This is a genomic window from Bradyrhizobium sp. Kon10 (assembly GCF_055807395.1).
Window position 1 is genome coordinate 16,841 of record NZ_JBVVOZ010000007.1, and the last position, 23,699, is coordinate 40,539.

At 61.9% G+C, this 23,699-nt stretch carries 23 protein-coding genes and 1 pseudogene; 15 read left to right on the top strand and 9 right to left on the bottom strand.

Annotated features, from left to right (window positions below; translation table 11 throughout):
• Nucleotides 1-377: 377 nt before the first annotated feature.
• The 3 genes from AC0L2O_RS12485 (at nt 378) to mdoH (ending at nt 5,670) form a co-directional block, all read left to right on the top strand.
• Nucleotides 378-1,178 (top strand): hypothetical protein, encoded by an 801-nt coding sequence (locus tag AC0L2O_RS12485; RefSeq protein ID WP_473369928.1) that lies wholly within the window; start codon nt 378-380, stop codon nt 1,176-1,178.
• Between the two features lie 851 nt (nt 1,179-2,029).
• Nucleotides 2,030-3,541, top strand: coding sequence for a glucan biosynthesis protein G (locus AC0L2O_RS12490; RefSeq protein ID WP_473369929.1), 1,512 nt, complete (start codon nt 2,030-2,032; stop codon nt 3,539-3,541).
• Nucleotides 3,529-5,670, top strand: coding sequence for a glucans biosynthesis glucosyltransferase MdoH (gene mdoH, locus AC0L2O_RS12495; protein WP_473369930.1), 2,142 nt, complete (start codon nt 3,529-3,531; stop codon nt 5,668-5,670). Before AC0L2O_RS12490 ends, mdoH begins: the two co-directional genes overlap by 13 nt.
• A 443-nt stretch (nt 5,671-6,113) precedes the next feature.
• Here the strand turns inward: mdoH and AC0L2O_RS12500 are convergent, their stop codons facing one another.
• The 7 genes from AC0L2O_RS12500 to AC0L2O_RS12530 all read right to left on the bottom strand — a co-directional run bounded on the left by AC0L2O_RS12500 (nt 6,114) and on the right by AC0L2O_RS12530 (nt 13,491).
• Entirely contained in the window at nt 6,114-6,749 is a 636-nt protein-coding gene (locus tag AC0L2O_RS12500) for a DedA family protein (RefSeq protein WP_456767418.1), read from the bottom strand.
• Nucleotides 6,750-6,754: 5 nt separating this feature from the next.
• A complete protein-coding gene (locus tag AC0L2O_RS12505; RefSeq protein WP_473369931.1) occupies nt 6,755-9,406 on the bottom strand; it encodes an ABC transporter permease in 2,652 nt (883 codons plus the stop codon).
• Nucleotides 9,403-10,077: an ABC transporter ATP-binding protein gene (locus tag AC0L2O_RS12510; protein ID WP_456767420.1), complete on the bottom strand. Its 675-nt coding sequence runs from the start codon at nt 10,075-10,077 to the stop codon at nt 9,403-9,405. The genes AC0L2O_RS12505 and AC0L2O_RS12510 overlap by 4 nt, the downstream gene beginning before the upstream one ends.
• Nucleotides 10,070-10,732 (bottom strand): ABC transporter ATP-binding protein, encoded by a 663-nt coding sequence (locus tag AC0L2O_RS12515; RefSeq protein ID WP_456767421.1) that lies wholly within the window; start codon nt 10,730-10,732, stop codon nt 10,070-10,072. Before AC0L2O_RS12515 ends, AC0L2O_RS12510 begins: the two co-directional genes overlap by 8 nt.
• 1 nt (nt 10,733) lies before the next feature.
• Nucleotides 10,734-11,426 (bottom strand): hypothetical protein, encoded by a 693-nt coding sequence (locus tag AC0L2O_RS12520; protein WP_456767422.1) that lies wholly within the window; start codon nt 11,424-11,426, stop codon nt 10,734-10,736.
• Nucleotides 11,427-11,488: 62 nt separating this feature from the next.
• The gene (locus AC0L2O_RS12525) at nt 11,489-12,832 is read right to left on the bottom strand and encodes an ATP-binding protein (RefSeq protein WP_456767423.1); all 1,344 of its coding nucleotides are present in this window, start codon (nt 12,830-12,832) and stop codon (nt 11,489-11,491) included.
• A complete protein-coding gene (locus AC0L2O_RS12530; RefSeq protein ID WP_456767424.1) occupies nt 12,829-13,491 on the bottom strand; it encodes a response regulator transcription factor in 663 nt (220 codons plus the stop codon). Before AC0L2O_RS12530 ends, AC0L2O_RS12525 begins: the two co-directional genes overlap by 4 nt.
• 214 nt (nt 13,492-13,705) lie before the next feature.
• Between AC0L2O_RS12530 and AC0L2O_RS12535 the strand changes: the two genes are divergently transcribed.
• The 6 genes and pseudogenes from AC0L2O_RS12535 to AC0L2O_RS12560 form a co-directional block, all read left to right on the top strand.
• A complete protein-coding gene (locus AC0L2O_RS12535; RefSeq protein ID WP_473370069.1) occupies nt 13,706-14,494 on the top strand; it encodes a COG4705 family protein in 789 nt (262 codons plus the stop codon).
• A 57-nt stretch (nt 14,495-14,551) separates the two neighbouring features.
• Nucleotides 14,552-14,953, top strand: a complete 402-nt coding sequence (locus AC0L2O_RS12540) for a hypothetical protein (protein ID WP_473369932.1) — start codon at nt 14,552-14,554, stop codon at nt 14,951-14,953.
• 231 nt (nt 14,954-15,184) lie between these two features.
• On the top strand, nt 15,185-15,988 hold the full coding sequence (locus tag AC0L2O_RS12545; protein ID WP_456767426.1) for a COG4705 family protein: 804 nt from the start codon (nt 15,185-15,187) through the stop codon (nt 15,986-15,988).
• An 83-nt stretch (nt 15,989-16,071) separates the two neighbouring features.
• Complete coding sequence (locus AC0L2O_RS12550; RefSeq protein ID WP_456767427.1) at nt 16,072-16,809, top strand: transporter; 738 nt, start codon at nt 16,072-16,074, stop codon at nt 16,807-16,809.
• Nucleotides 16,810-16,991: 182 nt separating this feature from the next.
• Entirely contained in the window at nt 16,992-17,345 is a 354-nt protein-coding gene (locus tag AC0L2O_RS12555; RefSeq protein ID WP_456767428.1) for a hypothetical protein, read from the top strand.
• A gap of 226 nt (nt 17,346-17,571) precedes the next feature.
• A pseudogene (locus AC0L2O_RS12560) lies at nt 17,572-17,883 on the top strand (transposase); the annotation flags it as partial.
• Nucleotides 17,884-18,028: 145 nt separating this feature from the next.
• Here AC0L2O_RS12560 and AC0L2O_RS12565 read toward each other — a convergent pair.
• On the bottom strand, nt 18,029-19,237 hold the full coding sequence (locus AC0L2O_RS12565) for a sensor histidine kinase (RefSeq protein WP_456767429.1): 1,209 nt from the start codon (nt 19,235-19,237) through the stop codon (nt 18,029-18,031).
• A 228-nt stretch (nt 19,238-19,465) separates the two neighbouring features.
• Here AC0L2O_RS12565 and AC0L2O_RS12570 point away from each other — a divergent pair, with 228 nt between their 5' ends.
• From AC0L2O_RS12570 to AC0L2O_RS12580, 3 genes are all read left to right on the top strand, one after another.
• On the top strand, nt 19,466-19,672 hold the full coding sequence (locus tag AC0L2O_RS12570; protein WP_456767430.1) for a hypothetical protein: 207 nt from the start codon (nt 19,466-19,468) through the stop codon (nt 19,670-19,672).
• A gap of 261 nt (nt 19,673-19,933) precedes the next feature.
• On the top strand, nt 19,934-20,353 hold the full coding sequence (locus AC0L2O_RS12575; protein WP_473369933.1) for a CopG family transcriptional regulator: 420 nt from the start codon (nt 19,934-19,936) through the stop codon (nt 20,351-20,353).
• Nucleotides 20,354-20,357: 4 nt separating this feature from the next.
• Nucleotides 20,358-21,545, top strand: coding sequence for an extracellular catalytic domain type 1 short-chain-length polyhydroxyalkanoate depolymerase (locus AC0L2O_RS12580; protein ID WP_473369934.1), 1,188 nt, complete (start codon nt 20,358-20,360; stop codon nt 21,543-21,545).
• Nucleotides 21,546-21,677: 132 nt separating this feature from the next.
• Here the strand turns inward: AC0L2O_RS12580 and AC0L2O_RS12585 are convergent, their stop codons facing one another.
• Nucleotides 21,678-21,887, bottom strand: coding sequence for a hypothetical protein (locus AC0L2O_RS12585; RefSeq protein WP_456767433.1), 210 nt, complete (start codon nt 21,885-21,887; stop codon nt 21,678-21,680).
• A 279-nt stretch (nt 21,888-22,166) separates the two neighbouring features.
• On the opposite strand from AC0L2O_RS12585, the gene AC0L2O_RS12590 reads away from it, so the two are divergent.
• The 3 genes from AC0L2O_RS12590 to AC0L2O_RS12600 are packed head-to-tail and all read left to right on the top strand — an operon-like array spanning nt 22,167 to nt 23,169.
• Complete coding sequence (locus AC0L2O_RS12590; RefSeq protein WP_456767434.1) at nt 22,167-22,388, top strand: hypothetical protein; 222 nt, start codon at nt 22,167-22,169, stop codon at nt 22,386-22,388.
• Nucleotides 22,389-22,409: 21 nt separating this feature from the next.
• A complete protein-coding gene (locus AC0L2O_RS12595) occupies nt 22,410-22,655 on the top strand; it encodes a hypothetical protein (RefSeq protein ID WP_473369935.1) in 246 nt (81 codons plus the stop codon).
• A gap of 46 nt (nt 22,656-22,701) precedes the next feature.
• Nucleotides 22,702-23,169, top strand: a complete 468-nt coding sequence (locus AC0L2O_RS12600; protein WP_473369936.1) for a hypothetical protein — start codon at nt 22,702-22,704, stop codon at nt 23,167-23,169.
• Nucleotides 23,170-23,699: the final 530 nt, after the last annotated feature.

The following is a 23,699-nucleotide window of genomic DNA, read 5'->3' on the forward strand; positions in this document are numbered from 1 at the left end:
CAGAAGCCATGCGGAATGTGCTCTCAACAATGGCGCGAAGCGCTCGACCAGCGGCGTCGAAGGAACAGAGCTTTTGAGGCCCGCTGCAGTCGCTCCTGATCGCATTCCTGCTCGGTGTCTGGGTCGCGCGTCGGCGCTAGGGTTCCCAACGCTCGGGCGTGCAGATCTAACGGAACGAACGCGATCTTACGGGGTTGTCGGCCGATGTTCGGAATGCGCCGATGCATTTAGTCCGACGATCAAGTGGACGGAGAAATATCTCCGCCGGCACCTTTCTGGTTGCTATTTTGGTCATGTGGGCCGCAGCGCATCTTGTCACGCACGGGAAGGCGTGACGTGTACGAGCGGAACTCGCTTGGCCCCGTTGGGTTTCCGCCATGATCTTTCAGACGATCGAGATTGGCGCAGGCATCGTCCTTGTCGTCCTTGCTCTTCGCGACGTATTCGACACCGTGGTAGTACTGGGCGAGAGCAGGGGCGCATTACGAGTGGCGCGGCGGCTGCTCGCAATTGCGCTTCCGATTGGGAAGTGGGCTCGCTTTGGCAAGACCGGGGTCTCGACTAGCTTCGCGCCAGCGATCCTCATGGGCTCGTTTCGGATTTGGATGGGACTTCTGCTGTTGGGTTTCGGCCTGATAGCGCATGCGCTGGGCGACTGGTTCTCTCCGGCGGCCGATTTCCAAGAGGCGTTGTTCATCGTGGGAAGCGCGCTGTGCACGGTGGGACTGAGCGGCATCGAGGCCCACGGTCCGGCTCGCTGGGTCCTCGTCTGCGCTGGTCTTTCAGGGCTTTCGGTTCTCACCATGGCTGTGACTTACCTGCTCGAGGTGCAAGAGGGCATCTCCCGCCGCGATGCCGGGATTCTGAAGCTCACCACGGCTGCGGGCGAGCCGCCATCAGCGCTCGGACTTCTGGAGCGCTATGCGGACTTGGATTCTCCTGAGGAAATTAGACGCATCCTCTATGGCGGGCGCAACTGGTGCGCGTCCGTGCTGCAGAGCCACGCTTCGCATCCTTCGCTGATCTACTTCAGGTCCGCCTCGGTGGGCGCTGGCTGGCCCGCTACGCTCGGCGCTATGATGGATCTCGCGCTCATATTCGAATTGCTGATCGACGACCCGGGCCCCGGCGGTCCTGCTCCGAAGCGAAGGGTTGCGTCTGATCAACGAACTGAATGAACTTGCAGGGCTCCAGCCGTCGGGCGACGACACGACGGCTGCCGCAGTGCCGCGGGTCTGCGCCCGGTTGACGGCGGCTGGCTACAAGGTGCGTTCGTCCATTGACTCCGCAGAGTTCGCGGACCGGCGTCGAAAACACGGAACTCGCGTCCGGGCCGCAGCGGAGCATCTCGGCACCCTACAGCTCCGTTGACGCCGTGACCGCCTATCGGCACGGGCTGGCAGCTTTGTCCGATCAGCGCGCATCCAAGGATGCGACGGTGCCGGCCGCCGAGTATGCGGCGGGCCTGCGCTCCGCGCGCGCTGCCCGCCCGCCCGGGTCCGCGCTGCGGTCGTCCGAGGGCCGTGCTTGGCAAAGGCGATCGGATTACTTTTTCTGCTCGGTGGTAGTTCTGCTAGTTGGGGTGCCGTCGCGTGCGTTCCGTCGCTCGTGGCGTCCTCTGCGCCGCTCTTGACGCCGTTCTGGGCGACCGGTCCGTCGTGCGAGTTTCGCAACACGATAAGCGGGCTCATCTCGCCCACGCGCCTTTGCGAGCTTCACTTGGGCGGCTGTTCATAATCTCCGGCTTGCCACGAGTGTACACTGATTTCAGCACCGGTAGCCGCGCCTCCGGCGAGACCGTGCTAGTGTCCGGTCGTCCGCTTCAAGCCGGAGTCCTGCTTGTCAGCCAACTACCTCGGCTCTCGGGCGCATCAGGGCCAAATCGAAAGCCAGCGGGAGCCAAGATCACAGTCCCTGCCGCCCGAGTGGGCATCTCCCAAAACGTCAGTCTCGCACCCGAGCGACGCGGTGGAACTCCGCAAAAGGTAGGTCGTTTCCCCTGTCCATTTAGAACTGGGGAGACGGACGGGTGAACCGCCGGCAACTTCTTCGCGCGTCCGCTGCTGTTTCGGCTACCGCTATACTGCCGCGTGTAGCGCTCGCTCAGCCGGGCTCCTCATCGCCCTTCACCCCGTCTTCCGTGCGCGATCTTGCGCGCGCGCTTGCTGCCAAGCCATTCGAGCCACCTGACGAAAAGCTGCCTGATCTGCTGCAGAACCTCAACTATGACCAATACCGATCCATTCGTTTCATCCCGGAGAAGGCGCTGTGGCGTCGCGAGAAGCTGCCTTTCGAGGTGCAGTTCTTCCACAGAGGCTTCTTCTACAAGAATAGGGTCGAGATATCGGAGGTGGTCGATGGAAATGCCACGCCGATCCCGTACCGGCGGGATGACTTCTCATTCGGCGACGGGCTCGGGCAATGGCCGGATGTCGATATCGGCTTTGCCGGATTTCGTATCCACGCTCTAATTAACAAGCCGGATTACTACGACGAAGTTTGTGTCTTCCTGGGTGCGAGCTATTTCCGAGCCGTCGCCAAGGGAGAGACGTATGGTCTTTCCGCGCGTGGACTCGCGATCGACACCGGTGAAAGCAAAGGTGAGGAATTTCCGGTCTTTAAGGCGTTCTGGCTGGAGAGGCCGGCGGCCAATGCCACTTCCGTCGTGGTGCATGCGCTGCTGGACAGCAAGAGCGCGGCGGCAAGCTACCGATTCACGATCCGGCCCGGCGATACCACGGTTTTCGACGTCGAGATGGCCCTCTATCCGCGGGTCGACGTGCAGCATGGCGGCCTGGCGCCGATGACCAGCATGTTCTTCTTCGGGCCAAACGATCGCAAGGATTTCGACGATTTTCGCCCCGCGGTTCACGATTCGGATGGACTTGCGATCTTTAATGGGCGTGGCGAACAGCTCTGGCGCCCACTCAACAATCCGCACGATCTGCAGGTGAGCACGTTTGCCGACCTCAATCCACGCGGTTTTGGCCTGATGCAGCGAGACAGAAATTTCTTTGATTACCAGGATCTCGAATCCAAGTTCGAAACTCGCCCAAGCCTCTGGTTCGAGCCGATCGGAGATTGGGGCGAAGGGGCGGTCATATTGTTCGAGATCCCAACTAAGGAGGAGATCCACGACAACATCGCCGCGTTCTGGCGGCCCAAGCAGCCGCTTGCAGCCAAAAGCGAGCATATCTTCACCTATCGGCTGCACTGGGGCCCAGATGCGCCGAAGCCGCAGTCGCTCGTGCGGTTCACTCGAACGGGGATCGGCAGCCGCGGCGAGGACAGCAAGCTGTTCGTCCTGGAGCTCATGGGCGACAAGCTCAAAGGCGTTGACCCCAACACCATCAAGGGCGTGGTGACCGCTGAAAAAGCTGAGATCAGCAACATCGTGACGCAACCAAACCCAGTTACGGGCGGATGGCGCCTGAGCTTTCAATGCGCGGTCAAGGGACAGACGGCCATCGAGCTGCGGGCTTTCCTGGCCGAGCGCGAGGCGCCGATCTCCGAGGTGTGGATCTATCGATGGACGCCCTAAACCAGTCGCCGGCGCCGACCGGGAGCGCGGAGAGCGGTCGATTTCTGCCGCCAGACAGGCCGCTCGCGATGGTGCCGTGCAGGCTGGACCGCGCGGCAGAAGCCCGAAGAGGGGCGGCCCGTTCCAGAAGCTCTCTCGTTCTTCGGCGTCTCATCATTTTCATCGGTACAGCCATTCTGACGCTTGCGGGCGGCTACGAGATGTACGACGTGGTGAAGGTTGGCGGCGTGACCGTTCTCGAGGCGATGCTGCTTGGTCTCTTCCTCGTGCTCCTCGCCTGGGTCGCGTTCTCGTTCATGTCAGCGCTTGCCGGATTTTTCGTTTTGCTGACCCGGAAGTCGCCGGGTCTGCCCATCGATAGGACGCGCGAGTTGCCTGCGATTACCTCGCGCACCGCCATGCTGCTGCCGACCTATAACGAGGATCCTCACCATCTGATGGCGAGACTGCGGGCCATGTATGAATCAGTTGAGGCGCGCGGATACGGAGAGAAGTTCGACTGGTTCTTGCTGAGCGATACGTCCGACCCGGATACATGGATCTATGAAGAGACGGCCTTCGTTCGCCTGCGCGGCGCCTGCGGCGCAGGTCGGTTGTACTATCGACATCGTTCTGAGAATACAGGGCGAAAATCCGGCAACATCGCCGACTGGGTCAGAAGGTTTGGTGGCGGCTACGCCCACATGATCGTCCTGGACGCGGACAGTCTGATGGAAGGCGACACCGTCGTACGGCTTGTTCACGCAATGGAAACCCATCCCGCTGCCGGCCTCATCCAGACGCAGCCGGTCATTGTCAACGCGCGCACCCTGTTCAGCCGGTTGCAGCAGTTCTCCGGCCGTGTGTACGGCCCCATCATCGCAGCAGGTAATGCCTGGTGGCATGGCGGCGACAGCAACTATTGGGGACACAACGCCATCATCCGGGTGGCCGCGTTCGCAGAGGAGGCTGGCCTGCCGGAGCTGCGCGGTCGTAAGCCTTTCGGTGGCCATATCCTGAGCCACGATTTTGTCGAAGCCGCGCTGATGCGCCGCGCGGGCTGGGCAATCTATATGGCCCCGGACCTTCGCGGCAGTTTCGAGGAAGTGCCTCCGTCGGTGCTGGACTTTGCCGGGCGAGACCGGCGCTGGTGCCAGGGCAACCTTCAGCACCTCGCCGTGTTGCCGGCGCGTGGCCTTTATTGGGTGTCACGGCTGCATTTGCTGACAGGGATCGGCTCTTACCTTACCGCTCCACTGTGGCTTCTCTTTCTAATTCTCGGCTTGCTCATTTCACTGCAGGCGCACTTCATCCGGCCCGAATACTTTCCCAAGGGCTTCAGCTTGTTTCCCTCGTGGCCGCAACAGGATCCCGTTCTTGCTGCGTGGGTCTTCGCCGCGACGATGGGGCTCCTGATCCTGCCGAAGCTGCTGGCCTATCTCGTGCTGATCAATGATCGCGAGGAGCGCACCGGTTCAGCCGGAGGCTCCTGGGTGCTGGCGGGGGTCCTCTGCGAAACGGTTCTCGCGGCCCTGATCGCTCCCTGCATGATGATCTTCCAGTCCAAGGCCGTGGTGGAAATACTGCTTGGTCGGGATGCGGGATGGGAGGTGCAGCGCCGAAGCGACGGTCGGCCTGTTCGGGAGGAGATATATCGCAAGCTTGCTGGGCCAACGCTCTGCGGCCTGGCTCTGGCCGTCAGCGCGTATGCTGTCTCTTTCCCGTTGCTGCTCTGGATGTCGCCCGTTATCGTAGGGCTACTGCTTTCGATCCCGCTCGGATTGATAACCTCCTCGCGGTTGAAGTGGACGGGAGTTTTTGCCACGCCAGAAGACTTCAGGCCGCCTCCTGTGGTGCTCCATGCCAACGAACTCGCCGCATATCAGCCGATAGAGGTGGCGGGAGCTCTCGACCAGCTTACCCAAGACCCTGAACTGCTACGCGACCATTTAGAGTCGCTGTCGCCTACGAATCGCCGCAGGTTCGGCCCTGTCGACGTGCCTCTTGCGACTGCATGTGCCAAAGTCGAGGAATGCGAGACCTTTGAAGACGTCGCCGTCTGGCTCGACAAGGCGGAATTGCGCGCGGTTCTTGGCAATCCGACGCTGCTCCAGAAAGTCATTGAAATGCCTCGTCGTGGCAAACACTAGAACACCGAGCAACGTCCCGACCTACGACTGGCGTTCGAGCGGCGCGACTTCTCTGCCGGCGGGTGGTAGTGAGCTCGACCATTTGCGCCTCGTACAAGCGAGATGGCCGCGCCCTTCCGGAGCGCGGCCTGATATCGGCTCAATCTTTGATTTCGTCTCACCAGTGATGATGCCAGCGGTGACGCGCGACCGGATAGGCTCCCCCGTAATAAGCATACGCGGGCCTCACGACGCGACGGTACCGATAGCCATAGGAAACCGGCGCCGTGTAGTAGGTCCTCGTCGCGTAGCCCACACCCCAGCGATAGGGAGCATCGTATCCATAGTCGTAAGCGTATGGCCCGCCATAGTACCCGGCGCCGTAGTACCCTGGACCGTCGTGGTAGCCATAGCCCGGCTCCCAGGCATACGCCGAGGAGGCGAGCCCGCCGATTACGGCGCCATCACTGACGTCGCCGAAATCTCTGGCGTCCCCGCGACCAAACGAACCAACCGCAGGCGACTACAAGAGCCAACAGGATCACGGCATCAAACCGATGAAAGAGCCTGCGGAAGGTCGGGTCACTGTGCCACCTTTCCCCTAGCAAATATCCAATGTAGGCGAGCGCAAAACACCAGGGCCATGAGCCGAGGAACGTATAAACCTGAAATTTCACCATTGGCATCCGCGCAAGCCCGGCCGGGAATGCGATGAAGGTTCGTATCACCGGCAATAGGCGGCTGACAAAGACTGCCATGCTGCCGTGGCGCGCGAAGAACAGTTCGGCCTTGGCGAGTTCGGCGGGGCGAAGTAGGACGTAAGCTCCCCAGCGTTCGATCGCCTTCCTGCCACCCTTGGCGGCCATAAGGTATGCCACAGTCGAACCGAGATTGCACCCGATCGCACCCATCGTCGCGGCGCCGAGCAGGCTGAACCGACCTGCGAAAGCGAGATAGCCGGCAAACGGCATGATTATTTCAGAAGGAAGAGGAACGCAGGCAGACTCGACTGCCATCAAAATGACGAGTCCAAAGTAGCCCAGATGCGATATTGAACCGATAATCCAGTTCGTAACTGCCGCAAGAACTTGATCGAACATGTCGCTTAGCCACCACGCAACGCCTCAAGATCCGGCTTCTTCGAAAGCGTGAGCGTTCCAGCTATTGCAATCGAGCCGCAAAGGAGCGCCGTAGCCAGAGCGACCGTCACATATAACCACGGCACGGTGAGCGTCTCCGGTGGCGGATCAAACACGCCGGACATTAGCGTGACGAGGACGTACGCTATTCCAAAGCCGACCGCGATGCCCATCACCGCGCCTCCGACCACGATGATGAGCCCCTCGCTCCAGAGAAACGCGCCGAGTTGTCTTGGCGTGGCGCCGAGCGCTGAGAGAATGGTGAAGCTGCGCCGACGCGCCGAGAGCCCCAGCGCCAGGACAAGGCCGGTGACGCCCGCGATCATCAACACTGCAAAGCCAAGCTCCAAGGCGGTCAAACCACGCAGGTCGACCGCGGTCAGACTGGAGCTGATGAGCGCCTGTGTCTCACCGAGCGTCGTGACCTTGGTGCCGCCGCGTTTCGCTGCCAGCTTGCGCGCGTCAGCCGCGACGGCTTCTGCGTCCCCCGACGTTCGCAACAGAACTACCTCGCTGGCATCGGAGCTAGCCAGTTTTGCGATGTAGTCCGCGTTGGCTACAAGGAAGGAGTCCTTTGGAGCTGTTGGAAACTCGCGGACGATGCCGACGAACTTGAACGGAACAACGTGATATTGATGGTCGCTTGCGTTCTGAAGCCGCAGGTTCAGGCGGTCGCCGGGCTGCAGCTGGAAGTCGTCCACCGTCTCCTGCGAGACCAGAACACCATCCGGGGTCTCGGCTAACAACGCGAGAGACTTGCCGGCATCATGATTGGCAAAATAGGCGTTCGAAATCGTGGTCAGCTTGCCGATCATTGTGGGATTGATCCCGAACATATCCTGCAGATCCGCTCCGACGTAGGCAAAGCGATGCATCATCGGCTCCGCTGCAGCCACGCCTGGAATTGCTCTCAGCTCCGCCAGAAGCTCGCTGGCAGGATGCGCCGTGGTCCCGGTCAACGTGACATCGGCGCCGTTCGTGAGTTCAGCGTCCACGCGTGATTGTGCATTGTAGGTGCTGTTGAAGATGGCCGTTGCCGTCGCAAAGGCGAACGCAAGCGCGACCAGCGCAACGCCCCTCGCCATCCGGCGTTGCTGACGCGACAGCGAGGCCACGATGATCGGCCCGAGAGTCGCCGATAGCGGCGCAAGCAGCACCGCGACCGCACCCTGGCCCCGTCCCAGCGCCCATCGGCTCAGGCGGAGCCATAACAGGCCGCCACCGACCCAGAAGCACAGAGGCGCCAGAAAAGCTTCGTAGTGCACCGAGGTCTGGGCGATGCCCTCGGGAGCCAGAACAATTTCATAACCGGTCCTTGCGACCATCCAGAATACGACGCCGCCGGCTCCGAGAAAGACGACGTCCAGACAAAGTCGCTGCCATAGCGAAGGCACCGGTCGATCCATCTCCGCGCGCGCAGCCGCGATCGACGTGCCCGTCGCGTCCATCCAGGCGGGAACGAGCGAGGCGGCAATGCCGAAGCCAAGCCCGACGGCACCGACAAGGACGAGCCAGGGCATCACCAGCCCGAGATTTTGCAACCGCCACCAGGTCAGGGCCACGACTGCCGCGAGAAGCAGGCCGATCACGGTGCCGAGTCCTGCAACCGCAGTGGCCTCGATCGCGGCAAGACGCAACAGTTGCAGAAGCGACGCGCCGCGAAGCCGCAGCAGCGCCTGCTCCCGCCGGCGACGCTCCGAACCGGACGAGGCGACCGCGAGCGTAACCAGGAGCGCCAAAATGACTCCGGGAATGCCGAGGAAGAGGAACAGGACGCGCGCATAAAGCGAGTCGGCGCGCACCGCGTCGAGGCGCGCGGCAAGATTGTCCGCAAGCGCGGCGCTGCCTGCGACGCGTGCCTCGAAATTGTTGGCCGCGCGCTGCGCCTGCACGAAGGCCGCACTCGGATCCGGCGGCAAGACGGCATGATCGAGCCGGACATGGATCTGTGTGCGGACCGTGTCCGGCCGCGCGGATGCTTGTTGTGCGAACACGGTCCGCCACTCCGACATTGGCATCAGAAGCACGTTGTCCGGCGGACCCTGGGGCGCAATGTTCTTGGACACCCCGATTGCCTGGAACATGGAGTCGGCATTCGGCAGCGCCACCACACCGGCAATCCTGACGTCGACCGGGCTGCCGCTCACGAGACGGATCGTCACCGTGTCGCCGGGGGCGACGTGAAGATTGGCGGCCGTTTGCGCGGCAATCAGCACGCCGTCCCATGATCCCAGGTTGAGCTCAATCTGACCGGGAAAGAGCTGACGATAATTCGTCTCCAGGCCGAGCACCTTGCCCGGTCCGGTCGTCTGCGTCGTCCCGCCCGTGATAGCGGAAAATCCCTCCGTGTCCGCATAACCTGCGGACTGCAAGTTTTCATAGCGAGCGGCATTGCCGATCGCGTCGATCACCGTTGCCGCATCGGCTCCGGGGACGAGAAGAACCTGCCAGTCCGCGGGCAGGCTCGCCACCGCGCGTCGGGCCATGCTTTCGGAGGATGCGATGACAAATGCGCCCAGAGATCCCAACAGCGCCACAGGCAATGCGAGCCCGACAACAGCAGCAACGAGGCGGCCAAAATGTGCGGCGAAAAAGCCCTTGAGCCAAAGCCGTATCATGTGCTCTCCGCCATCGCCGTTAGCTGGAGGCGTCCGTGATCCATGAGCCATGTGGTCTTCATGCGCCTGGCCACCGAGGGATCGTGGGTGGCAACGAGAAGGGCGGCGTCGCTCCCCTCGAGGGAGTTGAGCAATGCATCGACGGTTTGCCGGGCGATCGACTGATCCAGTTGGCCGGTCGGCTCGTCGGCCAGAATCAGCCGGGGCTTTAGCGCGATCGCCCTCGCGAGGGCGACGCGTTGCGCCTGCCCGCCCGACAGCTCGTCCGGAACCTTGTCGGCTATGTCTGCCAGCCCAAGCGACTCCAGCGCCGCTAGTGCCCGGGTCTGCGGCGAGGAGACCTTTCCGGCTATTCGCAGCGGGACCTCGATGTTTTCGACGACGCTCAACGTCGGGATCAGGCTCGGCGCCTGGAATACGATCCCGACATATCCCGGCCGAAGCGCATCATGCGGGCCGAGCGCAGGCCACCTCAGCAGACCGCCGGTCGGCGTATCGAGCCCGGCGATCAGATGAAGCAATGTCGATTTGCCGCTCCCAGAGCGGCCGAGCAGGGCTATTCGGTCGCCGGCCCGGATCTCGAACCATGCCGGCTGAAGGGCGTAGATGTCGCTGCCGCCCTGGCTGAAGCGGCGCGTCACCTCCTTGCCCTCGACAAGGATGTCAGGCATCGCCGATTCTCCCGTCGCGAAGATGAATAATCCGGTCGGCGCGCGCGGCAAGCGCCTGACTATGGGTTGCCACGAGGACGGCAACTCCGGCCCGGCATTGCTCGTTCAGTATGTCGAGGATGGACCGTTCCGTGACGGCATCGACCTCTCCCGTCGGCTCATCCGCGAGAAGGATCCGAGGAGCCGCAGCCAGGGCGACGGCAAGACCCGCCCGCGCCAATTCGCCTCCCGACAGCTGACCTGGCCGCGCCACAGCGCGCTCCTCAAGCCCGACACCCGCCAACAGGTTCTTTGCCCGCTCGTCGTTGATTTTGCCAGCGATCAGCATCGCGAGCTTGATGTTGTCCGCAACTGAAAGCGAGGGAAACAGGTTCCTGGATTGCATCAGGATGCCGATGTTCGCGCCGCGGCGGCGTGCGCGCTCGGCTTCCGACCGGCGGGTCAGGCGCTCGCCGAGCAATTCGACATATCCTCCATCGGGCTCATCCAGACCCGACAGGCAGGCAAGCAATGTCGACTTGCCGCTACCGGACGGGCCCTCCAGCGCGACCAGTTCGCCCTCGTCGAGCCGCAGGCTGACGCCACGAAGCGCAAGCGTTTCGGATTCGCGCGTGTGAAAGAACCTGTAGAGATCGAAAGCCTCAACGACGGCCATGTCACTGCCACCTGAAGCTCTTCGCCATCAGATCCCATTGGTCGGCATTGTCCGCTCCCAAGGGCGCCGACATGGTCAACGTGACCAGCTTGCCATTCTGCCAGAAGAAATAGCGGTCGTTCTCCTCGCGGATGTCTTTCTCGGTCACCGGGTTTGGCTCGGAATTCGAGCTGTAGCTGACGACCACGGCCGGTCCGGAAGGGAGCTTGACGGATTTGACGCCTGTCACGCGAACCGCCCTGCCAGTCTTTTCAAGGTCGGCGACTTCCTGTTGTTTGGCGTTGACCACGCTTATGGCATCGGAACGTTGCGACACAGCCAGTGCAATCGTGTTGTACTTGTCCCTGAAGGTGACGCCGTCGGATGTCTCGCGGCGAGCCCATCCTTCCGGGACCTTGATGTTGAAGCCGAGCGGCGAGCGGTAGTCGATGAAGACCTGATTGTCGGGAATGTCGCCGGGCGGGTTCTTTTCCGCGGCAACCGGCTTTTCGGCGCTGCTTGCTTGCGCAAAGGCAGACGCGGGCGCGAATCCAACGAGGCTCGCCAGAGCGGCGGCGATAGCAACGGCGCTCATTCTGTTCATAGTTGACCTCCTGTTGCCCCCCCTTGCGAATTGCGATTTTGAAGATGCCCAAAGCTCGTTGGTTATCTTCCTGTATCTTCCCCCTTCGCCTCTTGGTTTGAGCAAGATCATTTCTCCGATGAGAATTAGCTGCGACTTAGGAGCACGCCCGTTCCGGAGCCCGCTGGGCTTCTCTACTCGCCCGCGTCTTTACTGGGTAATGCATCCGGAACGCCAGCAATCGGCAGCCGTACCGTGACACGGAGCCCGGACCGGCCGGCGCCCGCGATGTTCTCCAGCGCGATTCCACCGCCCAGGCTGTCGACAATGCGCTTCACGATGGACAAGCCAAGACCGGTTCCTTCTCCCTCCGGGCGAGAGCCCCGGAAAAACGGGTCGAAGATTTGATCCATGTCGCCGGAAGCAATGCCGGGACCGGTATCCTCAACCTGCAGGATCGCCACGTCGTCCTGTGGATAGATCCCGATATCGATCGTTCCGCCCCGGGGCGTGAAACGAAGCGCGTTATCGAGCAAATTGCGGATGATCGCCGCGAGCATCACCGGCTCGCTGCGCACCGTGAGAGGTTCGACAAGCGCGAAGCCGAGATCGATGCCGCGGTCAAGCGCCTCCTGCAGCAGATCGGCCACGACCTCTTTCGCCACACTGTCTAGCGCTGCAAGCGGCATTTCGGCAGGGTCGGAGGGGGTAGCCTCATGCCGCGCCAGCGCGAGCAATTGCTCAAGGAGATGCTTGGTGCGATGCATACCCTGCTTGAGCGCGGCGACGCGCTCCCGCGCGACCTCGGGGAGCGCAACCGAATCAAGATTTTCCGCCTGCAGGCTGAGCGCGGTGATCGGCGTCCGCAGCTCATGCGCTGCATCGGCAACGAAGCGCCGGTGCTGATCCATCAAGAGCCGCATACGCGCCAACAATCCGTTGATCGAGGTGATGAACGGATGCAGCTCGCTGGGCGTACGCTTTAGCGGCAGCGGAGTCATGTCATCGGCTCGCCTTGAATCGAGATCTCCGGCCAGCTGGACTATCGGGCGGAGCGAGTGCGCAATGACAAGCGCCGTGACCAGCATCAGGCAGGGAATCAGCGCGGCGATCGGAAGCAACGTACGAAACGCCACATCGCGCGCGGTTTCGTCTCGAACAGTGGTCGGCTGCGCCACGGCGAACCGACTGCCGTCGGATCGCGTTCGCAGTAGCACCCGGACTGGTTGTTTCTTCCAGGTCGCGACCTGCAGACCATCGGGCAGGTTGAAGAGCTGGCGATCCTCTGCCAAGCCTCGCGGCGTCTTTCCCAACTCGACGAGCCAGACCTCTGTGTCTTCCTCGACGCCGTGAAGAGGCTGGCCGCCGCTGAAACCGGCATTTTGGGCCAGGCTCGCAAGTTGGATCAGGATCGAGTCCTGCAGTTCGATGGCCTCGCCGAACGCCCAGCTATAGGCGAACATTCCGCCGATTGCACCGCTCACCAGTATGATTGCGGTCAGGCCGACGAACAGGCGCGCGCGCAGGGACCTGATCATGATGAGCGGTCCACCATCCAGCCGACTCCGCGCACGTTGCGGATCGCTGCGGCTCCGAGCTTCTTGCGAAGGGTGTGGATGAGGTATTCAATGGCATTGCTCTCGACCTCTTCATTCCAACCGTAAATCTGCCGTTCGAGCTCGCTGCGCGACAGGACTCTGCCCGGCCGCGCAAGCAGCGCCTGCAGGAGAGCAAATTCGCGTGCGGTGAGCCGTGCGCTCTCGCCGAGAAACGAGGCCTCCCGCGTTGCCGGGTCAAGGTTGAGCTTGCCGTTGGTCAAGAGCGGCGGGGAGCCGCTGCCCTCGCGGCGGAGCACGGCGCGCATACGCGCCAGCAGTTCGCGAATTTCGAACGGTTTTACCAGGTAGTCGTCCGCGCCGAGATCGAGGCCGTCGATACGGTCATCGACCGCGTCCCGTGCGGTTACGATGATCACGGGGAATCTCCGGCCCAGTGTGCGCAGGCGCCGAAGCACCTCGCGGCCGTCCGCCTTCGGCAGCCCAAGATCGAGCAGGCCCAACTCGTAAGATTCATTTTCCGCCGCGTGGACCGCCGTCTCGCCATCGGTGACCCAATCGACCGCATAGGCAGCGTCCTTGAGCGCCTGCTCGATGGCTGTGCCGATCATTCTGTCGTCCTCGATCAGCAGAACTCGCATCGTTCCTTTCCTCACTCGGGAGTCCAGAATCGGAGCTGCCTAATTCTTGTGCTCAAGACTTAGCGCAGACTTAGGCCGGCGTCGCGCGCCGCCGCGAGCTGACAAAAAAGTTAGCTTCGGTCGCACAGAAAAATCCTGATCCTAAGGCGCGCCTAAGTTGGTCGTGGCCAAGCTTCCAACGCCGCTTGAGTGCAACTCGATTCGGGAAAGCCACATGTCCATAACCGGGGAACTGCGCTTATCGCCGATGCTGAACAAGGTTCCGGAGGTCACGCTCATCTTCTGGACCATCAAGATCCTCTCGACCACCGTCGGTGAGACCGGCGCAGACTATCTCGCCGTACATGTTGGTCTCGGCGCAACCCTGACCATGGCCTTCATGGCAAGTCTCCTGATCGCTGCGCTTGTGTTGCAGCTGCGCGCACGCCGCTATATTCCCTGGATCTATTGGCTCACCGTGGTTCTGGTCAGCATTGTCGGAACCCAAATTACAGACTTCATGAGCGACCAGCTCGAGATCAGCCTTTACGTTAGCACGGCGGTCTTCGCCTGTGCGCTCGCCGGAACCTTCGCGATCTGGTACCGCATCGAGCACACGCTCTCGATCCGCACCATCGTGACCACCCGCCGCGAGCTGTTTTACTGGGCAGCCATTCTCTTCACCTTTGCGCTCGGCACCGCGGCGGGCGACCTCGCTACCGAGGCGCTCGGGCTCGGTTTCCAGCTCGGCGTTCTCGCGTTCGGCGTGCTGATCGCGCTCATCGCCGTATTCTACTCGCTCGGTGTCAACCCGGTACTGACCTTCTGGCTTGCTTACATTCTGACGCGCCCACTCGGCGCGTCGCTCGGTGACTTGCTGTCGCAGTCGCGTCATTACGGCGGATTCGGTCTCGGCACGATCCAGACCAGCCTGGTATTCCTGACCGTGATCATCGCGCTGGTCGCCTGGGTGACCTTCGAAGATGACTACAGCGACAGCACGGATCCGGCGAAGAGATCTTGAGCTTCCACTTAAAAGCCCGCGTGGATGATGCGCGGGCGAGCCATGAGGAGATTGTTCATGAAAAGAGTTCTTCTGGCAGCAGCTGTCGGCCTGCTCACGTGGGCCCTCGGCGAGCCGATTTCTCCAGGCGGCGGCGCCTCGTTCCTGCCGACCGCCGAAGCCGGAGTATCCTCGAAGCTCGGTGACCTGTCGCCGTTCCGCACCATCGTCGTGGATATTTCCGCGCTGATCGACAAGGGCGACCTCGCCGGCGCCAAGAACCGGATCAAGGATCTTGAGGCGCAATGGGACGATGCGGAAGCTGCGCTGAAGCCCCGCGCCGCCGCCGACTGGCACACGCTCGACAAGGCGATCGACCGTGCGCTCGAGGCGTTGCGGGCAGCGTCGCCCGATACGACCAAATGCAAGCAGACGATCGCTGACCTGCTGTCCGTCATGGATTCGGTCGGAAACAACTGAGGACGGCTGCGATGCTCTTTCGGCTGCGGCGCACAAATGTTCCGGTGGCGTTGCGGCAAGCGAGCCGCGATGCGATATCCAGAACGCAACTTGCTGCTGTTGCCGAGCGGCAGAATTGCAGAAAATACATATTTGATAGAGTGACCTTCTCGCGCGTCCGGCGTTGAGGCTCAGCGAAAGAGTGCCGCTTACAAGGCAAAACCAAAACCGTGGACGTTTGCTGGAGGTACAATGCCGAACGAAGACAATTTCGTGAGCAAGATCCCTGAGGTGACGCTCGGCTTCTGGATAATCAAGATCCTCGCCACGACGCTCGGCGAAACCGGCGGCGATACTGTGACAATGAGCTGGCTGCACGCCGACCAAAATGCCCATAACGGGGGCTATTTGATTGGCACTGGCATATTCCTTGCCGTGTTCGTTGCGGCGGTGATCGCTCAAGTCTCGACGAGAAGGTTCAACGCCTGGATTTACTGGATCGCCATCGTGGCCTCCACGACGGTGGGCACCGCCATGGCTGATTTTTTCGATCGCTCGTTGGGCATCGGCTACACGGGAGGCTCGTTGATTTTGTTGGCCTGCGTCTTGTGCTCGCTCGGGGCCTGGTACCTCACTCTCGGTTCGATAAACGTTCAGACGGTTGCAACGCCGAAAGTGGAAATCTTCTATTGGGTCACGATTACGTTTTCGCAGACTCTGGGCACCGCGCTCGGAGACTGGACCGCGGACAGCACCGGATTGGGATATGACGGGGGCGCGCTCGTGTTCTGCGCGGGACTGGTCGTGCTGGCGGCCCTGTACTATTGGACGACAATCTCGCGCGTGTTCCTGTTCTGGGCGGCTTTCATCTTGACGCGACCTCTCGGTGCCACGGTCGGCGACTTTCTGGACAAGCCGACGAGCCACGGCGGCTTGGCGCTCAGTCGTCCTCTCGCATCTGGGGTGATCCTCGCCGTCATCGTCATGCTCATTCTGGTCTTGCCACAGAGGCCCGGACGGCATCCCGGATCCGGCGTCGCAGCGCAGGTGCGCTGATTCTGAGATGGAGTAGGCTCATTTTGCTGAGGACGCTCGCGTTCCACACCCCGAGCAGAACGTTTGGCAGAGGAAGTCGTTCAATGCGAGTTCTGTCGGGTTGGCTGGGCGCTACAGTGCTGGTCCTGCTGGCGCGGCCGGCGGTCGCGGGTCCTCCCTTCGTGTCCGACGATCCGGAACCGACCGAATATCATCACTTCGAGATATACACATTCAACAACGGGACGAATACACGCGACGGCATAGATGGCGGGGCGGGCATAGATTTTAACTACGGTGCAGCGCCTGACCTTCAGCTCACAGCGACCTTGCCCGCGGGCTTCAGTCAATCTGCGGCCGGCGGCACGAATTTTGGGTTGAGCAACATAGAGCTTGCCGCAAAATACCGGTTCCTGCATCAAGACAACTTCGGTCTCGACGTCGCCGTGTTTCCTCGCGTTTTTCTCCCCAGCGGTTCGAATACGATTGGCGACAACCATGCCTCGTTGCTTCTGCCGGTTTGGGTGCAAAAGGATTGGAACGGCGGATGGTCCGCCTTCGGGGGCGGTGGATGCGTGTTCGGCGCTCTTCGCAGAGCAAATTTCTGTTTGGCGGGTGGTGTTCTCACATATCAACTAATGCCCAAGCTTCAGATCGGTGCGGAGCTCTTTCATCAGACCGCCAACTCTGCGGGCACGCCCGCGACAACCAGCCTCGGGGTAGGATGGCGCTATGATCTCAGCAGCAATTTCCATCTGCTCGGCTATGTGAGGCGAGGAGTTGAGAAGGCGGAGCAAACGGATCGCTTCTCCTGGTACGCATCCGTTCTGTTCACGTTCTGAGGCTGCGTCGCGCGCACTGCGACCGCCGACAAATTTCTTGCAGTGCACATCAATGCAAGTCTCTGTCCTGGACTGATCTTTCATGCCGGCTCTGGTGCCCGCCAGCTCTGTCCGGTAATGTAGATGTTGAGGCCGGATACCCGCAGCCGGAGCCGCGCCAGGGCCGGTAAAGGAGGTTATTCATGCGCCTCCTCAATATTGGCTTCGCCGTTACGGTTGCTGGGGCCGTATGGCTCCGCTGGGAATCGCTTGGATCGGCAGACGTCAAGACGTCCGTTTATCGGACCAAGGCTGACACTGTCGTCTGCGAAACACCATTCCAAGTCCGAAAGGCAATTGTTGCGATGGCTCAGGACGATGGAGTCCGCATTCGCCGTCTCGCTTGTACGCGACCTGGAGCCGGCAAGAGAGTGCGCGTCGTTTCCATGCCTGCAACTGTATACGGGCCCTGGGAAATTCAGTTGATTTCGGAGCACACCGTGAGCGCCCCGATGTGGGGCTATGCCAATCAGTTTGAAGGTGACCTGGATCAATAGTTACGGGCAGTCTCCGATCTATGGCTCGTTCGCTCAATTTGGCTACGTTGATCTCTGGTCTTGATGTAGCAGGCCAGCTAAACCGCCACCCGGGGCGTAAGGTGGACGATCCAGCAGGACATTGCGATCAAGACATTTCGTCTATGACGAGGCGCGCCTCACTGTGTCTGCTCGAGTGGCGAGATTCTGTCGCGTTCAAGCGGAGCACGGGGAGATCACGCTATCTCGTACTCAACTCGTCAAAGTGCTCAAACCGGGCGACATCGTCGTCATGGATAATCTTGGTAGCCACAAGTCGCCGACCGTCCGGCAGATGATCCGGAAAGCTGGCGCAAGGCTGTGGTATCTGCCGCCCTACTCACCCGACCTCAACCCGATCGAGCAAGTCTTCGCCAAGATCAAGCACTGGATGCGCATCGCACAAAAACGCACGATCAACGACGCTTGCGACCACATCGGCCAGATCGTCAGAAGCATTCTGCCCGGCGAATGCAGCAACTACTTCGTTAATGCCGGATACGCTTCCATCAAAAAATGAAACGCTCTAGCCAGTAGCCTGGTCGCACATTAGCTGGGGCGCCGACCATGGGGTATCTGAAACACGTGAGATTCACGACGTTTTCGGGGATGTCGGTGCGTTTGGGCCGTGTTTCGGGCGCGCAGGATTAGGGCGATGCTGCGGCTCAACCCGTTTTCTCATCCAAGGGCACGTCAAGCTGGATCATGACTCCTCTTGGCGAGTTGGACGTCACTGCAATGCGTCCCTCGAGTTGGGCGATCAGGCTTTTGATCACCTTGAAGCCGAGACTCGCCCGTGGCTGGTCGATATCGAACTCTGTCGGCAGACCGACACCCTGATCCGATATTTCCACCCGCAAGTCGGTGCCGTGCCGTGCGCCCGAAACGCGGATATCGCCGGATCCGTCCGGGTAAGCATGCTTGGCGGAGTTCGTCACGATCTCGTTGATCAGAAGACCCAGCGGAATGGCCTTGTCGGCTGAAATCATCAGAGGATCGAAAGCACAGCTTACGTTGTGCGCCACGGTTTCTTGCAGCTTCCGGCAAAGCTCGCCCGCGAAGTCCGCGATGTCGACAAACCCGATCCGCGTGCTGCGCCATAAATGGTCGTGGACCTGGGCGATCGTGGTGATGCGGGAAGCTGCGTCCTTCAGGGCATTCCGGACGTCTTCCGACTCCGCGTTGCGACCCTGCACGCGGAGGAGGCCCACGACCGACGCCAGGCTGTTCTTGACGCGGTGGCTCATTTCGCGCGTCAGCATGGCCTGGTGGTCGAGCGCTTCCTTGAGCTCGGCGTCGGCATGTTGCCGCTCTATGGCGATGCCGAGCAACCCCGCGAAGCCGGCCAGGAAATCGGCGTCCGCGCGATCGAACTGTCCGGGATCCGGGCTGTCGGCCTCGAGCACACCGAAAGGCAGATGACCTTCGCCGCCCCTTGCGATCAGGACGTTGATCGCCCGCTTGATCCCGTGGTCCGACAATAGCTTCGGCGTTCGAAACCGTGTCTCCTCCTGCAGGTGGTTTGAAAGGACCATTTGGCCGGTATGGAAGGCGTAGCCGGCCGGGGATTCCATATCGATCCCCAGCGACACCTCGCCGATCGTACCCGGCCCCCAGCCGACGCCGGCCCGCACCAGCAGCCGCTTGTCCTCTGGCATGTACTCCAGCACCTTGGCAAATCGTGTTTCGAGGCCCTCGGCGCAGAGTTCGGTCGCGCGCTGCAGGATTTGTCCGATGTCGCGGGTTTGCATGGCGGAGCGGCCGAACTCGCCCAGCAGCGACTGCTGTCGCAGTCGGTACGGCAGCTCCTGCCTGGTGACCTCGGTGGCAGGGCTGGGAGCCGATACCGACTCCTTCCCCGGGGGGATGGGCATTGGCCAAGTCCTGTCAAATGAGATCGCGGCGCAGGCCGCTTGGAAACGTAGCACGCCGCGGCCGACAGAACAGCGATTTCAAGCCAAGGTTCTTGGACGATGAAGAAGTCCCGTTCGCCGTTAGGACGGTTCGCGTGTCGATGCCGCTGCGGCAACAATATCGCGCGCCGTGCATTGGACGATGGCAATGAATCGAAAAGATGAACCATGCCCAGGAATAAGCAGTTCTTGGACGAGCAGATCGCCCGTGCGCAACGCTTCGCGCAGGCAGTGAACAGCAATGCCGACCGGGAGCGCTTCGGGAAGATGGCGAGGGACTATCAAAACGAATTGCAGGCTGTCGAAGCGGCGGAGGGTCAGCCGGCTGCGACCGCATCGGGGGGCGCGGCTGCGGCCGGTGATGGCCGCGGCGGCCCAGCAGCTGGGCGAGCCTAATGTGGCCGCGCCCGCAACCAGTTCGACCGTTGAGCAGGAGCCATGACGGACTGACGACGTCCATTGCGGCCGATGCCGGGGCCAGGTCTCAGTGCAAGCCGGCCGCTCCGTCGCATCATGCGGAAGTTCGCCGGCAGATCGCATTCTTTCGAATCCCGCAGCAGCGGGTAGGGACGGTCTGCCGCGGCCTTGAAAAGACGCGTACAGCACCCATTTACCATCCGAGCGCCATCCAACTGGATGGTGAAATGGATGGTATCCATGACCGATAATGTACGCGAACTTCGACCCAGGGCCTCCGATAGCGAGAAGATCACGATCAACCTGGGTTATGTCGACCTCGGCCAAGTCGATCTCATGGTGCAGGAAGGGTTTTACTCGAACCGCACCGATTTCATCCGGACAGCGATCCGCAACCAGCTCGAGCGGCACGCGGAGGTCGTCAAGAATTCGACGGCCCGGAAGAGCCTGGATCTCGGGCTGCGAAACTATACCCGCCAAGATCTCGAGGCGGCGCGGTGCGCCGGCGAGATGCTGCACATCAACGTTCTGGGCCTGGCGACCATCGACCAAGACGTCACGCCCGAGCTGGCCCGCGCCACGATTGCCTCGGTCTCGGTGCTCGGAGCCCTTCATGCCACTCCCGCGGTGAAGGCCGCTCTCGCCGATAGAATGAGGTGAACCGATGCTGGATCAGAACATAGTTCGTGAGGCCACTCGCCTCACGCGAGCCGGCCAGCTGTTAGAGGCCACGGCGCTGCTGCAGCGAATGCTGCGCGGCGATCGCGGGCCCGCAGCGACACGGGGCGGTGCTGTGCGTGTCGAGCCGACGAGGCTCGAGCGGCCGACACTCGATCTGAAGGCCAATGTCGTTGAGGAGAGGGAGAGCAGCCCGTCCACGCAGGCGAGGTCTGTCCAGCGGCGCAAAGCTCCCGCGCCATTCGCCGGCATGAAAGGTCTTTCCGGGTTCAGCCTGCCAGGTCCGGTCGGACGCGCTCCACCGTCCAAGGGGGATATCGCACCGGACGGCACAAGGTTCGTCACTGCCAGTTTCAGCAACGCGGCGGGAAGCCGGACCTACAAGCTGTTCATCCCGAGCCGCTCTGATGGAGCGCCGCGTCCTCTTATCGTCATGCTTCACGGCTGCACCCAGTCGCCTGACGATTTCGCTGCCGGCACCCGGATGAATTTTTTGGCGGACGAGCGGAATTGCTTCGCCGCCTATCCGGAGCAGCCACCCGGAGCTAACCGGGCGAAATGCTGGAACTGGTTTCGTACCGGCGACCAGCAGCGGGATGGCGGCGAGCCTTCGCTGATCGCGGGCATCACCCGCCAAATCATGCGGGACTACCCGATCAATCCCAAGCGCGTCTACGTCGCAGGCCTGTCGGCCGGCGGGGCCGCCGCCGCCATCATGGGTGCGACGTACCCCGACCTGTATGCCGCCGTCGGCGTCCATTCTGGGCTCGCCTGCGGAGCTGCCAGTGACCTTCCTTCTGCGCTGACCGCGATGCGGCAGGGCAACGCCGGAGCGATCGGGACGGCCGGCTTGCCGGTGCCGACCATCGTCTTCCATGGCGATCGCGATAACACGGTGCATCCGAGCAATGCTGAATGGATTGTCGGTCGGCCGGGCGAAGCTGCGAGCCCGAGCACGAAGATTCTTCGGGGGCGAGTGCCCGAGGGGCACGCCTATACCCGCACCATCCTCACCGATGGAGGAGGCTTGGCGATGTCCGAGCACTGGAGCGTCCACGGCGCCGGCCATGCCTGGTCTGGAGGCAGTCCCGCCGGGTCCTACACCGATCCGCGCGGGCCGGACGCGACCAGGGAGATGCTCCGTTTCTTCCTCGAGCATTCGCTTGCTGATTAGGCGGGCTTCATCATGAGACGGGCGGCCTGCTGCCGGACGTCCGGTTTGACTGAACTCCGACGGAGCGGGCGGCCGGTCGGAGGCCTGAGCTCTCATCGCGAACCTCCTTCGAGGTGGCTGCCGCCGCCGCCCTCAGGCCTCGCCCGGTCCGGAAAAGACGGAAGCCGGCGGCGTGGTGCGCGGGACCGGCAGCGGTCGTTCGGTTGCTGCGGATCGCGCGGTACCGCCCTTGGCGTCGTACCGCTTGGCAAGATCCAGCAGACGACGTCGGGTGAACGGATCGGCCCTCTCGGCAATGGCCCGGACCCGCTGCGCGAGACCCTGATAGAATTCCTGCTCCATGACGCACCCCCACAACATCACTGCCCAGAGTTGAGTAGCCTGCGGTCGCGGAGTCAAGGAGCCTGCCCAACGTTTTCACGGCCCTGACGACGTCCGACGGAACATACGCATTAGCGATCGGTGGTCCAGGGCGAGCGCGCGCTCGCGGCGGGGGTGGGCGAAGCACGTCTCAGATCTTCGGCTTCTGCGAACTATGTATTCCGTCAACGTCCGCGCTCGGACGGAACGGGAATTCTTCAGGCGACTTGATCAGAAGCGTAGCAATCTCGGAGAACGATCATGAAAACGATCCTGGCCATCACCTGCCTGTCCGTACTCGCCTTGGCGTCACCGGCGGAAGCCAAAGGATGCATCAAGGGCGCTATCGTCGGCGGCGTAGCCGGCCACATGGCGGGCCATGGCAAGCTCGGCGCTGCGGCGGGGTGCGCGGTCGGACATCACGAAGCGAACAAGCAGAACCCGAACAACGCGAACGCCCAGGCGCCGTCGGGGCAGAAGTAACGAGCGCCCCCGGGCCGCGTCGTGAAGATCAGATCTCATTCCGAGAGCCACATCGTCGAGCTCGACGATGGCTCGCGCTGGCAGATCTTCCCCGGCGATCTCGATCTGACGCTGAACTGGAAGCCGGAGACGGAAATCGTCGTGATGCCGGCTGACGACGATCTCAGTTCTCACGTGCTGGTCGGCGGAGGCGCAAAGGTGCGCGTGATCGCGGACGACGAAAGCTGGACGGTACGTGAGGTCAAGTCGGCCTTGAAGGAAGGGTAGGACCGGGCTCCGCCGGTTCGGCGGAACGCGGCCCGGAGGACATGCGATGAAAGCAACGGTGGTGGCTCTTGCCTTGGCACTCGCTGCCTCGACGTCGACTGTCTCGGCGCAACCGGTGAGATGGAGCAGGTACACTATTCCGCAGACCGGCACCTCGGTGGATTTCCCTTCCTCGATCTTCACCGAAGAAGCCGGCAAGCCGGACGGGTACGGGCAACGCTTCCGAACCGCCGACGGACGCGCCGACCTCACGATCCAGGCCGCGCCGAACGTCGCGAACGATTCACCCGCTGCCTTTCTCGCGAAGAGGCACCCGCCTTCCCGGATCCAGTACAAGCGAGTGACACCGCGCTTCTTCGCGGTTTCCAGCTACAAGGGCGACAAGGTTTTTTACGACCGCTGCAACTTCTCGGGGCAGCTGCTCCATTGCGTGCTGATCAACTATCCCGCCGAGGAAGAGCACGCCTGGGACGGCGTCGTCACCCGCATCAGCCTGTCCCTCAGCGGCAAGTAGGCTGCCATAGCGTTCGCGGAGAGGGCTGCACTGTCGGCTAGGAACTCGGACGTTCCAGGCCGGTTGTCCGCCGCATATCCCCATTCTGCGGAGAACCGCCTTGGAAAGCACGATCGTCTGACAATTCGACACTCGTCGTGACGCCAAGCTCGCGGTGGAGCATATCTTTCAAGAGCAGGGCGTGCCGCGAAGCGACGGCTTCATAGAGCCCGCCGGCGGCGAGAACTCGGCTTGAACGCTGGCGGCCGGCGCGGACGCCAAGGGTGCGCCGGAGCCAGAACCGCAACAGCAGCTCGAGGGCGCACTTGAGGTCTCGGTGGATTTCCACGGTGAAGATCCGAAGAAGATCGAAGACGCGCTGCTGACCACTGGCGCCAAGTCTGTTCGTACTAAATGAGAGTTAGAGCCCGAATACCCGATTGCGCGAGCTATCCGCGTAGGCTGAGCCGATCTCAGGTTCGACCGCGAATGCGTGGGAACCATTCCAGGCCAGCGCGAATTCAGTTTGAAAGATAATCACAGAGGGTGAC